Here is a 15,916-nt window from a genome sequence, read left to right as displayed (position 1 = left end):
GTCGGCCGGTGTGACGGCGTTTATCTCGCTCGATCACGACTGAACCGTAAAACCATCTGCCGGAATTTCCTGTATGAACAGCTCTCGTTCCCTTTATCTTCGATCGCATTCTGGACGTCAACAGAAATTAACATCTCGTCATGGGCGCTTTACGCATGTGTCATAGTATTAGCACGATTGAAGCCACGCCGTAAGGAGATCAAACGGGCGCAAACTGAACGTGTGCTATGGGGCGGCGAAGTTTTTCTTAAGGATAATCCAGATCAATGGCGTGAGAGACGCAAATAGCGAACGACAGTTCCGCGAAGAGAACCTTCGCTGAAACACGGTTGTCAGCCATTGAGATCGGCCGATTCGTCACCGCATTGTGCCAAACGCGGTTCCTCAACAGTTCCGGGAATATGACATCCGCATCCAGTTCAAGCTGCATCTGATTCTGAGAGAACATCTGTCGACTGATCAGTCTCGGCACAACTGTCGCGATTGCGGCCTGCTGATCGTGAACCACAAACGCAAAAACACTCTTTGCATCGTTGCCAGCTACCTCAAGCGGCGCATAGCCTCCCGACTGAAAAAGTGACGCGTACGTTCGCCGCAAGCGAAGCGCAATCGACGAGACGAGAAGTTTGGCATTCGACGAGGCCAGTTCTTTTCGCAAAAGGGGCATTTGGACATTAGGCGGCGTTGAAAGCAGTCGATCGCAATCGTCGAGCGAACGACTGAGTGCGTCGTAATCGACGGGCCGGCGGCTATCGGGATCGACCAAACAATCATTCCACGATTCGCACCCCTGATACGTATCCGGAACACCAGGTGCCAGGCAGCGAATTAACGTCTGAGACAGCGAATTCAATTCGCCGAGTGGCCGAATCTCCCTTTGAAACGTCTCCATATCTGCCAGGAACTCCGCCGATCGTTTCGAATCGAGAATCGCCGCCACGAAGCTGCAGACAGCCTCTTCATATTTGGATTCGGGCAAGATCCAGCTTGAATGAACTTTCGCTTCACGCATGGCCTTCACGAGATACGCTTGAAGGCGTTTCACGAAGTCATCGTCGACACAGTATGAGCGTGGCCAGCATCCAACAAACGTCTGATAGATGAAGTACTCTTCATTGTCATCGGGGGCGAACAGCCCCTCTTCGATCTCAGTCTTGTGAGGCCGATTCATTTGTCGCCAACGCCGAATTCGCTGATCCCACTCGGCCGGCATCTGCGAGAGAACGTTGATGCGAGCCCGAACGTCTTCGCCTCGCTTGGTGTCGTGTGTTGAAAGCGGCGAAAGCGCGTTGGGAGATGTGGCGGCACGAGACTCGAGAAATGCGTGCAAGCGACTCTCCTGTCCACAGGCTCGCGCGGGATCTCCACCGACTTCGTTCAATGACACGAGACGATTGAACTCGTACAGCGCGGTGTCTTCTACGCCTTTAGCCATCACGGGTGACGTCAGTTGCTGAAACTTCCTGGCAAAATCTCGTTGATGTTTAACGTAATCCTCGGCAGCCGACGGCGAGTAGGGGCATCGCAGCAGCAGCGTATCAACCAGGAATTCAAAGATCTCTTTGCCGAGCAATGGGTTCATGCGTCGCGCACGCTGCGCCGCGCGGAGAATCATCAACTGGTCAGTGGGGCTCGCCGCGTCCGAAACATAAGTTCGATACACAGGGAAGCAGGCGATCATCTCTTCCAGTGCCTGCCTTAGACCATTCAGGGTGAAATCACGGGACCACCATTCCAGTTGAGCCAGATCGTCGAGTCTATGCGCCAGCACATGAAGTTCGCTCGCCATTGTCGAACGTAAAACCTGCAGCTTTCCCTCATAGCAAATCTGCTCGAACGAGTCCGTCTGCTGCGTGAAGCGTCGATAGACAATCGAGAGTTCTTCCTCGGTATCAGAATCGACAAACAACGCGTTGACTTCATTCAGAAATTCATATCCCGTCGTCCCATGGCATGCCCATCCCGGTGGAACAACCTCACGCGGGCCGAGAATCTTCTCAACAACGACATAGAGTCCTGGTGGCGATACCGAGTCTTGATCGAGACATGCCTTCGTAAGCTGCTGTTCAATCGCGAACCAAGTCCCTCCACCCGTGCGATCCTCATCGGCCTCCCAGATCTCTTGAGCACATTCGATGACGTACTTCTGCTGCACTCGAGCAAGATACTCCTGTGGGTCAAGCAGTCCATCGATATGATCGACCCGCAGTCCGGTGATCATGCCTTTCTTTAGCCATTCGAGTGGTTTCGCATGGATGGCATCAAACACATCAGAACGCTCAGTGGCCAACCCTGCCAAATCATTGACATCGAAAAAACGACGATAGTTGATCTCATCCAATGCGACTCGCCAGAAGCTCGGACGATACGGTTGTGCATCAAGGAGCTGAATCAGTCGGATCAAAGAGTCTGAATTCTCAGCGACGTTCGAGAGTTCGCTCACGACCCGCTGGATCTGCACTTGAATGTAACTGGATCGACAAACGAGATCCGCCAGTCGGCGTTTGATGACCGCGCCTTCGGCCAGCGCCTCTCGAATGTGTTCCGCATTGAGATCGTCTCGTGCCGGCAGATGACGAACGGCGGTGAGGATGCTTTGCAATTCCAAAGCCGAATCGTCATCGGATGGAAGCGTCTCGCGCAGCGCCACCAGTGCGGGTTCCAGCAAGGGCGTGTAGGTTCGAGGATCGACTGGAAGTCGCGTCTGATCAACAGTGATCCCAAATCGACCGTCCTCCAAGATGACCTTGATTCGTCCGGCCTGAATCACCTTTCCGTATGGCTCATCCAGAATCGGCAACAAAACCTTGCCCCGCATCCGCTCACGAGGATGATTTCTCCACGCGATATCGAAATGGCCGGCAAAACGAGACGCCGAGCCATTTTCGAGCACGTCCATCCACCACTGATTTCCCTCGCCAACGCACATGTGATTCGGAACCACATCCAGAATCAGCCCCATACCGCGTCGTTTCAGTTCATCTGCCAATTCGCCCAAGTCGGCCTCTGTTCCCAATTCAGGGTTCAGCCGACTGTGATCGAGGACATCGTATCCGTGAAGGCTTCCCGGACGCGCCTTCAACAACGAGGAGGTGTACAGATCAGAGATTCCCAGGCGATCCAGGTAGGGCACGATGCGAAGCGCATCACGCAGTGTAAACTGAGCGTGCATTTGCAGGCGGTAGGTCGCTCGGGGAATGCGCAGCCGCCTTGAGGCCAGTCGCGTCGCCTTACCTAACAGGTCCCTTACTGATTCGTACGAAAGCGATGTCATGAAACAATCTCTGTGACGAGCGTCTCACGACGATGCTGTTCTTGCCGAAGCGTCTCGGCTTGCTGCGGCGAGACGGAAACTTCTGTCGCGCTGATGGTTCGAAACACGGCCATCGAACGCGCGTGCAGCTCATATTTGTGCAGCTCGTCGTAGGGTTCTGAGGGAAGTTCCGCGACCGAAGTATCCAGCAACAGTTGCCATCGATGGTCATGACTCACGACCGGAAGCACGAACGGAATCGTCTCGCAGTGCGCGTTCATCAACATCAATATCGTGTCACCCACAATCAGCTCGCCACGCGAATTCGATTCGTCAATCAGATCGCCAGCGAGGCGAAGGCCAAGACTTCGAACGCAGCCTGTCCAGTCTTTGTCGCTCATATCCTCGCCGTTGCAGTTGAACCAGGTGACATCCTGAATACCGTCACCTCGGATCGAACGCCCTTGAAAGAATGACCGTCGCTGAAACACTGGCTGAGTCCGCCAGATCGTTGTCACCAATTTGACGAACGCCAGAAAGTCTTCCTGGTCTTGATCCAGTTCCCAGTTCAACCACGAAAGTTCATTGTCCTGGCAGTACGTATTGTTATTACCCTGCTGAGTATGCCCAAGCTCGTCACCCGCCAGAATCATCGGCACACCTTGTGACAGTAGCAAAGTCGCCATCAGATTCTTGCGTTGCTGAACACGAAGTGCATTGATCGCCGGATCAGTCGTCGGACCTTCCGCTCCACAGTTCCAAGAATCGTTTTGTCCTGCACCATCGCGATTCTCTTCGCCGTTGGCTTCGTTATGCTTTTCGTTGTAGCTAACCAGATCATTTAGGGTGAATCCGTCATGACAGGTCACGAAATTAATGCTCGCGTACGGCTTGCGACCACTGTGTTCATAGAGATCGCTTGAACCACACAGGCGCGTCGCGAGCTCAGCAACTGTCCCGCCATCACCTTTCCAGAAGCGCCGGACACAGTCACGGTACTTGCCGTTCCACTCCGTCCATCCCGGCGGAAAATTACCGATCTGATAGCCACCGGGCCCGACATCCCAAGGCTCGGCGATCAGCTTCACTTTCGACAGAATCGGATCTTGGTGAATGATGTCGAAGAACGCTCCCAGCTTATTCACTTCGAACAGCTCGCGTGCCAGCGTACTGGCCAAATCGAAGCGGAACCCGTCGACGTGCATTTCGGTCACATAGTACCGTAGCGAATCCATGATCATTTGCAGGACCTTTGGGTGCTGCATGTTCAACGTATTGCCGCAGCCGGTAAAGTCCATGTAGTAACGTGGATCTTCTGAAAGACGATAATAGGCCGCGTTATCAATGCCGCGCAAGGAAAGTGTGGGGCCGTTCTGATTGCCTTCCGCCGTATGATTGTAAACAACGTCCAGGATCACTTCGATGCCTGCCGCATGAAACGACCGAACCATCATTTTGAATTCATGAACGGGGCTCAGCGAATTATTTGGTGACTCGTAACTCAAATGGGGGGCGAAAAAATTGAGCGTATTATAGCCCCAATAGTTCACCATGTTTCGATCGGCCAGATACCGATCGGTCAGCGATTGATGAATCGGCAAAAGTTCAATGGCGGTGACATTCAGATCCACCAAATGCTTGATGATGGCCTCGCTGGCCAGACCGACATAGCTTCCTCGCAGCTTTTCAGGCACGTCGGGATGTTTCATCGTCAACCCTTTTACGTGCGCTTCGTAGATGAGGGTCTTGTGCCAGGGCGTTCGCGGCGGTCGATCATCGCCCCAAGTGAAAGCGGTATCCACGACGATTGCAAGCGGCGCGAAAGCAGCGTTATCGGACTCGCTAAAACTCAGATCATCTTTTCCGAGCTCATAACCAAACAGGCTGTCGTCCCATCGCGGGGTACGCGCCAACAGTTTGGCATACGGGTCCAGGACGATCTTATTGGGATTAAAGCGATGGCCCCTCTGTGGTTCATACGGGCCGTGAATACGATAGCCGTAGACCTGCCCGGGTAGAAGGTCCGGAAGATACGCATGCCAGACTTGGTCCGTCGTTTCGGTGATTTCAATCCGTTGCGATTCCTGCCCTGCATCAGCAGACTCGAACAGACAAAGCTCTACTTTCGTTCCGTTTTCACAGAACAGTGCGAAGTTCACGCCGCTGCCATCCCATGTTGCGCCCAAGGGGTAAGGAAGCCCTGGCCAAATTCGCATAATCGCTCCTTATGCTGATGGTAAACGACTGAAATTCTCGCCAGCCGCCGATTCGCAAAAGGTGTACCAGTGGCCTGTCTTCGACTGCAATTTTGTTGGCGAAGGAAGTTTCATGCCACAAATGTCCCACATGGCACCTGACAACCGCGACAGGGCGGATTCTGAAACGATCAGCTGGGTTGCGACCGATCAATCACTGATCGCCAAACATCCATCTAGCCATGCAGTTTGGCTCTCCGCGACTCGACGCGTGGGGCCATGGAAAGTTCAGAATCGGAATTCCGCAGGAGCGGCCCACGTTCCTTCTCATTCGCTACCTCCAGCTCGTAACGCCAGGGCAAGGTATACGAATTGCACGTTCACGATTCGGAATTTGAATCAACCGGAGTGAAGCATGGATGGACGACGCTACCCCATTGGAGCGGAACCGCAATCAAACGGAGTTCACTTTCGCGTCTGGGCTCCCAACTGCCAGCAGTGCGCGGTGGTGATCGAAGGCGTCGATCATGACCTGACGCCAGAACCGAACGGATACTTTGCCGGCCTAGTCCACCCAGCGGAAGCCGGAACGATCTATCAGTTTCGCCTTGATCAAAAACAGCTGGTGCCTGACCCCGCATCAAGATTTCAACCCGAGGGACCACATGGTCCCTCTCAAGTGATCGATGGTGGCCGATATCGCTGGAGCGATGCGGGATGGAAGGGGCGAACGCTGCATGGGCTGGTCCTTTATGAAATGCACATTGGAACCTTCACCGCCGAAGGCACATGGGCAGCGGCGGCGGCGGAACTTGCAGAGCTTGCAAGCCTGGGGATCAATTGTGTTGAGATCATGCCGATTGCCGATTTTGCGGGGACATTCGGCTGGGGATACGATGGCGTCAATCTGTTCGCCCCCACTCGCCTGTACGGTGTGCCGGACGATGCGCGTCGCTTCGTGGACACCGCTCACGCGCATGGAATCTCGGTCATCTTGGATGTGGTCTATAACCACCTTGGCCCCGATGGCAATTATTTGGCGCTCTTTGCGTCCGACTACTTCACGGATCGGTATGCAACCGACTGGGGCGCGGCGCTAAACTTTGACGGGCCGAATGCGGACGCAGTTCGTGATTTCTTCCGACTCAACGCGGCGTATTGGATTGATGAATTTCATTTAGATGGGCTGCGACTGGACGCGACGCAGAATATCTACGACAGCGCTCCGATTCATGGTCACATCATCACTCAAATTGCACAGGCGGCGCGTGCCGCCGCACCGGAGCGAACCATTCTCTTGATCGCGGAAAACGAGCCGCAGGACCCCGCACTTTGCCGAGACGTCAGCGCCGGTGGATACGGTCTCGACGCGGTGTGGAATGACGACTTTCATCATTCCGCAATGGTCTCGATCACGGGACATCGCGAGGCCTATTACCAAGACTATCTGGGGCAGCCGCAGGAGTTCATCACCGCCGCGAAGTACGGCTATCTCTACCAGGGGCAATGGTATGGTTGGCAAGAACAACGTCGCGGCCAACCGGGTCTCGACCTTCCGGCGCCGGCATTCATCAATTTCATTCAGAATCACGATCAGATCGCGAACTCTTGCCGGGGTAAACGCGTTCACCAGCAATGCAGCCCAGCTCGGTTTCGAGCGATGACTGCACTGGCACTCTTGCTGCCCGGCACGCCGATGCTCTTTCAAGGACAGGAATTCGCCGCATCAAGCCCATTCTTCTATTTCGCCGATCACCATGCCGAATTGGCTGCCATGATCGAAGAGGGACGTATTAAGTTTCTCAGCCAGTTTCCAAGCCTTGCCGATCGGGAGATAATGGCGCAAATTGCCTCCCCTCACGATGCGACGACATTTCGCAGGTGCAAACTCGATTTCTCGGAACGCGTGTCTCACTGTGCCGAGTATCAGCTGACGAAAGATCTGCTGAAGCTGCGGCAAACTCCTCCCGGCTTTCAACCCTTAAACGCGAGACACGTCGATGGCGCCGTGCTCGGGGACCGGGCCTTCGCAATTCGCTACTTCTTTGAGAATGGCCAAGATCGATTGCTGGTCGTCAATTTGGGACTTGACCTGAAACTGACGACGGTTCCAGAGCCGCTTCTGGCCCCACCAATTCAGCGTCAATGGTCGGTCATGCTATCGACTGACGATTCGAGTTATGGAGGAAATGGCGTCCGCCCTCCCGAAGAGGCGAGCGGTGGTTGGTTTTTGACGGGAGAATCAGCCGTCGTACTGGAGGGGCTCGATCGTGAGCACCAACCGAAAGAACGGGAGCATCCATCGTGAGTCGATCACACCCAGCATACCTCGTTCGGTGAATGGAACGCTGTCGACAAATCTCGGAGTGGGGCGTCAACCGAACTGACATGCCCATGACTTCATCACGAACAGGCAAACGCCCCGATCGACGACGCTCGCGAACCTGCCACGACACTGTGGCCATGCCACGAGAGCCGAGGAAAACTCAATATGATGAAAACCGATCGCACAGAACGTCACAGGAATTCGGACGTGTGGGATGGTCAGCTCACACGCCACGTGGTCAACGACGGCTTTGACGCCCTCATCGAACGAGAATGGCTCGTGACCAATGGTCTCGGTGGGTATGCATCTGGAACAATCGCCGGCGCGGCAACCAGACGCTATCACGGATTGCTGATTGCTGCCCACCCGGCCCCGCTGGGGCGCCTTGTCCTTTTGAGCCACTTGGGCGAGCAGTACCTGACTCCGAAAGCGATCCATTCAATCGGCTTCATAGAACGCCTCAATCAGTCGATGCCGATTGATGACCTTCAGGTTCTGGACGGCTTCCGATTGGAATGGGGACTGCCCGTGTGGCAATATTCGATTGATGGCCACGTCATCGAGAAGCGGCTTTCCATGCCTCACGGGCAGAATACCGTCATGGTCAACTATCGCCTGATCGAAGGCCAAGGGCCAGTCGAGCTAAGATTGCGTCCGGCGGTGCATTTTCGCGGTCACGACGATCCTGTTTCGACGCCGACGCTCGGTGAATACGTCATGACGACCAGTGGCGGGCGTTATGAACTCGTCAATCATTCATTGGACTTTCCCCCTCTGCGACTGCAATTGGAGGGGCATGCGTCAGGCTTCGCCCTGGACGAGACAGAGCTGCCAGATGTGCTCTATCGAATCGAGGCCTCACGCGGATACGACAATGTGGGACGCATGTGGTCACCGGGCTATTTCGAAGCAAGGCTGACCCAGGACGAAGATGTGTCGCTGATTGCTTCGACGGAATCGTGGGACCGACTTCAGGCCCTATCCGTACATGAAGCACTGAGCATTGAGGTCGAACGTCGTCGTCGACTGATCGAGACAGCTGATCCCGCCGCGCGTCGTGGCGTTCCGGCGGAACTGGTCCTGGCTGCCGATCAATTCATTATCGCGCCGGCAAGTCGAGTGGAAGATTCGGCCCGAGCCGAGGCGGCAGGTGAGCAAGCTCGAACCATCATCGCCGGTTACCATTGGTTCACCGACTGGGGCCGCGACTCGATGATCAGCTTGGAAGGATTAACACTTGTGACCGGCCGCTACGCGGAAGCCGGTTATATCCTGCGAACGTTTCTCGGCCACGTTCGTGACGGATTGATCCCGAATTTTTTCCCCGATCGTGGCACTGAAGGAGTCTATCACACTGCCGATGCAACTCTGTGGTACTTCCATGCGCTCAGTCGGTACATGGCGGTGACCGGTGATCGAACGGTCCTGCGAGGCTACCTGCCGGTTTTGAACGAGATCATCTCACACCATCGAAACGGCACTCGTTTCGGAATTCGTATGGACCCGCAAGACGGCCTTCTGATTCAAGGAGCGGAAGGCTATCAATTGACGTGGATGGACGCCAAAGTGGATGGCTGGGTTGTCACGCCTCGCCGTGGCAAGGCCGTTGAAATCAATGCACTCTGGTACAACGCACTTCGCCTGCTTCAGCAATGGCGACAGGAATCGGGAGAAGATGAACGCGAGATCACAACGATCGCCGATCGCGTTCAGGCTTCCTTCAACGCGAGATTCTGGTGCGATTCCGAGCAAGGATTGTACGACGTCATCGACGGCGAGCGAGGAAACGATTCGGCGTGCCGCCCCAACCAGATCTTTTCGATCTCCCTACCGAACCCCGTGCTTGATCCAAGTCGCTGGGAGATTGTTCTGCGGACCGTTCAAGAACGCCTTCTCACTCCCTATGGACTACGGTCCCTCGCTCCGGGACACCCCGACTACAAACCACAGTATTACGGCGACCTTCGGTCCCGAGATGCGGCCTATCACCAAGGCACCGTCTGGGCCTGGTTGATTGGACCATTTGTTGACGCGTGGCGACGTGTCTATCCCCATCGGGTTCATGAATGCTCTGAACTCTTGACCGGCTTCGACTCACATCTCAGCGAAGCCTGCATTGGAACGATTTCTGAAGTCTTCGATGCCGAAGCACCGTACCTGCCACGAGGCTGTGCCGCGCAGGCGTGGAGCGTGGCAGAGGTGCTGCGTGTTTCCACGCTGATTTCTTCTTCTCAGGAACGAGACTGATGGACAATTCTCTCTGGTTCAAAGATGACATTTTCTATGAACTGCATGTGCGTGCCTTTCAGGATGGAAACCAGGATGGGATTGGCGATTTCATCGGCCTGACGCGAAAACTAGACTACCTGGTCGATCTTGGAATCACGGCAGTCTGGTTGCTTCCGTTCACGCGGTCGCCGTTGAAAGATGATGGCTACGACATCGCGGACTACCTGAGTGTCCATCCCAACTACGGGTCGCTCGACGACTTTAAGCTGTTCCTTGAGAAGGCGCATGCGGCCGGAATTCGTGTCATCACGGAACTGGTGATCAATCACACTTCCGATCAACATCCGTGGTTTCAGCGAGCCAGACATGCCGCGCCAGGCAGTGCCGAGCGGAATTTCTACGTCTGGAGCGACGATTCCGAAAAGTACTCGGGCGTCCCACTGATGTTCCCGGACTTTGAGAACAGTAACTGGACGTGGGACCCGGTTGCCAAGCAGTATTACTGGCATCGCTTTTACAGCCATCAACCGGATCTGAACTTCGACAATCCGGCCGTGCGCCAGGCGATCATGCCAATTGTTGACTTCTGGTTTGAAATGGGCGTCGATGGCATGCGGCTGGATGCGGTCCCGTACCTCATCGAACGAGAAGGTACAACCTGCGAGCATCTGCCAGAAACACACGGGTTCTTGAAAGAACTCCGAGCGCATATCGAAGCTCGCTTTCCAGATCGAATGATCCTCGCGGAAGCGAACGCCTGGCCGGATGATATGGTTGCCTATTTTGGAAAAGGGGACGAATGCCACATGGCATTTCATTTTCCCTTGATGCCGCGGCTGTTTATGGCGTTACACCAGGAAGATCGATTCCCGATCACCGACATCCTGGCGCAGACTCCTGCGATTCCCCACGATTGTCAGTGGTGCCTGTTTCTGCGCAACCATGACGAATTGACGCTGGCGATGGTGACCGATGAAGAACGTGATGCCATGTATGACGCCTATGCGCATGATCATCAAGCCCGCCTTTTCCTGGGAATTCGACACCGCTTGGGTCCGCTGCTCAGGAATGATCGACGACGAATCGAATTGATGAACGCGATTCTATTTTCACTTCCCGGTACACCCGTCATTTACTACGGCGACGAAATCGGAATGGGAGACAACATCTATCTGGGGGATCGCAATGGCGTGCGAACCCCGATGCAGTGGACCGCAGATCGCAATGCGGGATTTAGCCTCGCCAATTCACAGAAGCTGTACCTTCCGGTCATTGTCGATTCGGAATACCACTATGAAGCGGTCAATGTCGAAACTCAGCAGAATAACCCCTCTTCGTTGCTGTGGTGGATGAAGCGTTTGATTGCCCTGAGGAAACGCCACCCCGCCTTCGGGCGAGGCGAACTGCACCTGATCGAACCGGACAACTCAAAAGTCATCGCCTACGTCCGCGAAACGGAATTCGAGCGTGTCCTAGTCGTTGCTAATCTGTCACGATTCGTGCAAAACGTGCAACTGGACTTGAACGCCTACGCCGGATTGATCCCCAATGAGTTGTTCGGACACAGCCGGTTTCCAGCAATTCAGGCGAACCAGACCTATGGCCTGACACTGGGCCCCCATAACTTCTATTGGTTCGCTCTGTCATCGCAGAAGGAACTGACAGCCACTTCTCTCGAAACACCCACCATCAGGGCCGCCGGCTGGAACGACCTGTTTCGAGGCCCCGGTTGGGATTCCCTCTCACCGGTTCTCGCCGCGCGTCATGCACCGAATCTTCATTCTCAGTTGATCGGTGCGCGAGTCAGTTCGATTGAGAACTTGAAAATGGGTGACCTGGACATCCGCATCCTGGCCTGTCGGCTTGAGTACGCGAATGAAGCGCATGAAACGCTGTTTCAGCCGCTCATTCTTCTTCCTCGAGAGCGATTCGAAGATCAGCATGATCTGCCACACGCCATGATCATTGGGCGAATGGCGTTGGGAAAACATGAAGTACTCTGCGATCCATTGGGATTGCCCGAGTTTGCGTCAGAGTTGGCGGCGGCCTTTTCCATCGGTCGCACCTTGGTCCTGGAAGGAACGAAGGAACTTGCGTTTCGACGAACGAGTGTTGCCCCGGACGCGGTGCCCTCACCGCAGGACTGCCGTCCTGCAACCGTCCAGCACTACCAACAAACGCTCGCAACGATCTCGCTGGATCATCGCTTCGTACTGCGAATGCTGCGACGTCCCGATGAAGGAACTAACCCCGATGTCGAGGTAGGACAGTTGCTGCACGACAAAGGCTTTCTCGCATTCGCGCCCCTCTTGGGAACGATGGAGTACGGGGATCACAATGCCCCGCGGATGACTGTTGGAACACTTCATGCCTATGTCAACAATCAGGGAACGGCGTTGCAGTTGATGCTGGACCAGGCGAGTCGATTCTTTGAAATGATCGCTGCGCATCCGCTGGAAGCATGCCTGCCAGAGATCCCTGAGTCCGAACGCGCCACCGCCGACGCAAACTCGCCAACACAAGGGGACATTCTTGTCAGTCCATTCATGCGCCCCGTTCGCACGCTCGCCGACTTCACTGCACGACTGCATCGAACTGTGGCATCTGATTCAGCTCACCCGACGCTCGCTCCGACCCCGCTGAATCCTCGCTCGTACTATCAAACACTCAGAAACGCTGCAGGACGTTTGCAGGCACGTCTGCGAGAAACGAGCGGCGATTGGCCAGTGGATGTCCAGAAACTGGCGTCGCGAGTGAATCAAGCGTCGTCCACAATCCTCAAATGCATCGAGGCGGCACTTGCCCCGCCTGTCGCAGACAGTCTTCGAATTCGCAGTCATGGGGACTACCGGCTTGGCCAGTTTCTCGTTTCCGGACAAGATTTCATCCTGACCAACTTTGAAGGGAAACGCGATCGGCCGATTGCCAATCGGCGATTGAAGCGGGTTCCATTTTACGACGTTGCGGCGCTTTTGAGTTCGATCGATTACGCCGTGAGCTCTGTCCGCCTTGGCCTTCAGCACGCCAATGCAACTCGTCCCGGCACGGTGCGAGAAGAGGACCGCGAACGCTTAGAGGCCTCCGCACGGCAGTGGGTGTCACGGATGGACCAAGAGTTTTTTGACGTCTACACGGCAGCAATGGATGACTCCAGACTGCTGCCAACTTCTTCAGAGGGCCGCCGCAGCCTGTTTGAGCTGACACGACTGGGAGAAGCCCTGAAAAATGCCGACTACGATCTAGCCCTGCGTCCGGACTGGGCGGTTGTTCCGCTGTCGTCGATTCTGCATTCTCTCGAACGACTTTCCGACACAGACAGTGGGCACGATCGTGCGGAACCGCTAGAAATCTCGTGAGGAAAATACAGACCAGTTGACGAAGTCGCCGCACGTCACCAAACGAATCCGATCGCGACGCCAGAACTTCACTCAATGTGCCAAACCATTCAGCGCAGTCTTATCGAAGCCGCGCGGTCTTGGTCGGTGCAACCTCAAGCGTCTCGGGACTGAGTTTCAATTTGAGCGGATACACGCGTTCGGCGAGATGATCGACCTTCCCGCTGACCAGAACCGTCTTTGCAGTCAACGATTCCGCTTTTAAGCGCAGCTCTTTATTCTCAGACGTATCGAGCGGCCATGTGACTCCATCAGCCACAATCGACAACAGTGGCGCCTTCCCTTCCGCGGCGGACCCCTTCTGCAAGATTCCTTCGACCGTCATCGTCGCACCTTCCTGAACCGCCTTTGGATTGCGATCCGTCAGGTGTGTGACGTCCACGATCCACCGTGTCTTGCGCTCGGTGCCTGCAATACATCGCAGCGTCCCGACAACCGTGACGGGCTTCTTGTCATGTTGGTCGGCGAACTTGCGGGCGTCGTCGTCGGGCAGTTTTAATTCCCAGATGATCCCATTAAAGCCGACAATGGTGCCCGTCGTTTCACCGCCCATCGACATTTGACGCCGATGAAGCTTGCCATGGCACTCAACGCGCGCCCCCACCATCTTGGGCGATGCGGCCTTCGGTTCACCCGTGAGGACCGCCACGCAAACAGTAAGAATCAGAAAGATCATCATGAATCGCAACATTCCGAGTTCCAATCATTGAACAGCGTCGTCGACGTCGCTCAACGCAGTTTCGAAGGATCGACCTTCATCCGATTCTCAACCAACCGCCGTACGGGGATGATATCTGACGGATTTGAAGGAGATGGATTGTTCGAGTTCCCGCGTGCCAGGAACGAAATATCGAGCACTCCCCCACTCACACGGGCAGGTGCGCTTTCACCCCACCAACCCTTCAGTGCAGGAACGGGCCTTGCGTTCTCATAGATCAAATCGCGAACTTTTGCCATCTGAGTTCGATCTTGTGCCGGTGACGAAAAGGTGCTGGCCCAGACCATGGCTGCCGCACCGGCCACGTGTGGTGTGGCCATCGAGGTTCCGTCGTATTGTGCATATTGGCTGTTACGAACCGTACTGACGATGGCAACCCCTGGAGCACCAATGTCGACGGACAACGGCCCATAGTGACTGAATGAACCTCGTTTGTCATTTTTGTCGATTGCTCCGACTGTGATAATGTTCGCATTCTTACAAGCCGCCGGATAGTACGGCGATTTGTCATTGTTATTGCCGACGCTGGGTGAATTTCCGGCGGCCGCGACAAACAGCACACCTCGCTGTTCCGCTCGCGTAATGGCCTCGCTGAGCGCAGGGGCCGTTTCAGGCCCTGCCCAACTGTTGGAGATAATGTGGGCACCATTCGCCACCGCCCAATCGATCGCTTTCACCGCGTCAGAGATATTTCCGTTGCCGTCAGGCCCCAAAAAGCGAAGCGCCATGATCTGAGCTTTCCAGGTGACACCGACGACACCGACGCCGTTATTACCCACCCCTGCGATCGTGCCGGCGCAATGCGTTCCGTGATTCTGTTCGTCCATCGGATCATCGTCGTCGTCGTAGAAGTCAAAGCCAAACTTGCCATTCTTGGACCACATATTGGCCTTCAAATCCGGATGATTGTAGTCAACTCCGGTATCGATGACGGCCACGACGACTTTGGGCGTCTCGCGAAAGGTAGGCCAGACGAGGGTTGCGCCCAGGTTCGTCATGCCCCACAGGTTGGCAAAGAGAGGATCGTTTGGGACGGTACTGGTGGCCGTGGCGCTCACCAGCTGTCCTTGTTCGATCGGCTTCACATTCAGAACATAATCTGGCGCCGCGTGGACGACGTTGTCATCATCGATCAATGCCTCGACGGTCTTCGAAGTGACCTCTTCAACGGGCTCGACGACCAGGAACGCACCACGCTCATAGTCTTCGACGGTCCGCAGGCCGGCCGCCTGCATCGTGGCCTCGGTCGGCTTCTGCGACAGGTCGGTATAGCGAATGATCAGGCGTTCGGCTTTTCGCTGAATCGCAGGATCGTCCTCAACCATGCTGATCGACATCGACTGCATGGCAATTTTCTGACCCGACGGGACGTCAAACACCGCCTTGCCATTCCGGCAGACGCCCTTGTAACGTGAGTTGCAATGCCGCAAGACGTCCAATTCGGGGGCCAGTTTCTTGTGTCGACTGGGCCGTGTCTTCACCGCAAACTTCTCGGCCGAGACACTACTGGCCGTGAAAAGAATGCTCACGGCCGCAATGCCGATCCGTGTGGCCAGATGCATGTTCATAGACCCCTCAAGATTCTCAGCGCGCAAATGGCGGTCAGTTCGAAACGATCGCGGCAACCCGTTTGTCGCACTCAATTCGCGACACGGAAAGTCCGAGTGCTCGCCCCCCCAAATTTGACGCTCGTCAGTGCAGAGGAACTCGCAATTTTCGTCACATTGGAACGCCAGTTCAGGTGTAATTAAGATTCTGTAAGAATCTTCGGCGTTATTTATGCAATCGCGCAAAGTCAGT

7 protein-coding genes are annotated in these 15,916 nt (G+C 55.2%); 3 read left to right on the top strand and 4 right to left on the bottom strand.

Translation table 11 applies throughout. The features are described 5' to 3' along the window. Nucleotides 1-247: 247 nt before the first annotated feature. Entirely contained in the window at nucleotides 248-3,274 is a 3,027-nt protein-coding gene (gene treY, locus OSO_RS44045) for a malto-oligosyltrehalose synthase (RefSeq protein WP_083842919.1), read from the bottom strand. Next, nucleotides 3,271-5,469: a glycogen debranching protein GlgX gene (glgX, locus tag OSO_RS0117980; RefSeq protein WP_010584599.1), complete on the bottom strand. Its 2,199-nt coding sequence runs from the start codon at nucleotides 5,467-5,469 to the stop codon at nucleotides 3,271-3,273. Before glgX ends, treY begins: the two co-directional genes overlap by 4 nt. 394 nt (nucleotides 5,470-5,863) lie before the next feature. On the opposite strand from glgX, the gene treZ reads away from it, so the two are divergent. The 3 genes from treZ (at nucleotide 5,864) to treS (ending at nucleotide 13,359) form a co-directional block, all read left to right on the top strand. Next, entirely contained in the window at nucleotides 5,864-7,756 is a 1,893-nt protein-coding gene (gene treZ, locus OSO_RS0117975) for a malto-oligosyltrehalose trehalohydrolase (RefSeq protein WP_010584598.1), read from the top strand. Nucleotides 7,757-7,939: 183 nt separating this feature from the next. Continuing rightward, the gene (locus tag OSO_RS44040) at nucleotides 7,940-10,021 is read left to right on the top strand and encodes a glycogen debranching enzyme GlgX (RefSeq protein ID WP_010584597.1); all 2,082 of its coding nucleotides are present in this window, start codon (nucleotides 7,940-7,942) and stop codon (nucleotides 10,019-10,021) included. After that, nucleotides 10,021-13,359, top strand: a complete 3,339-nt coding sequence (gene treS, locus OSO_RS0117960; RefSeq protein ID WP_010584596.1) for a maltose alpha-D-glucosyltransferase — start codon at nucleotides 10,021-10,023, stop codon at nucleotides 13,357-13,359. The genes OSO_RS44040 and treS overlap by 1 nt, the downstream gene beginning before the upstream one ends. A 100-nt stretch (nucleotides 13,360-13,459) precedes the next feature. On the opposite strand, the gene OSO_RS0117955 is transcribed toward treS, so the two are convergent. Together OSO_RS0117955 and OSO_RS48205 are read right to left on the bottom strand one after the other, a co-directional pair. Next, nucleotides 13,460-14,089: a hypothetical protein gene (locus tag OSO_RS0117955; RefSeq protein ID WP_010584595.1), complete on the bottom strand. Its 630-nt coding sequence runs from the start codon at nucleotides 14,087-14,089 to the stop codon at nucleotides 13,460-13,462. A gap of 38 nt (nucleotides 14,090-14,127) precedes the next feature. Beyond that, entirely contained in the window at nucleotides 14,128-15,678 is a 1,551-nt protein-coding gene (locus tag OSO_RS48205; protein ID WP_157605326.1) for a S8 family peptidase, read from the bottom strand. Between the last annotated feature and the right edge of the window lie 238 nt (nucleotides 15,679-15,916).

The sequence above is a fragment of the Schlesneria paludicola DSM 18645 genome, assembly GCF_000255655.1.
Classification (GTDB): Bacteria; Planctomycetota; Planctomycetia; order Planctomycetales; family Planctomycetaceae; genus Schlesneria; species Schlesneria paludicola.
The sequence above is the reverse complement of the archived record's forward strand: the minus strand, read 5'-3'. Positions and strand labels throughout refer to the sequence as shown.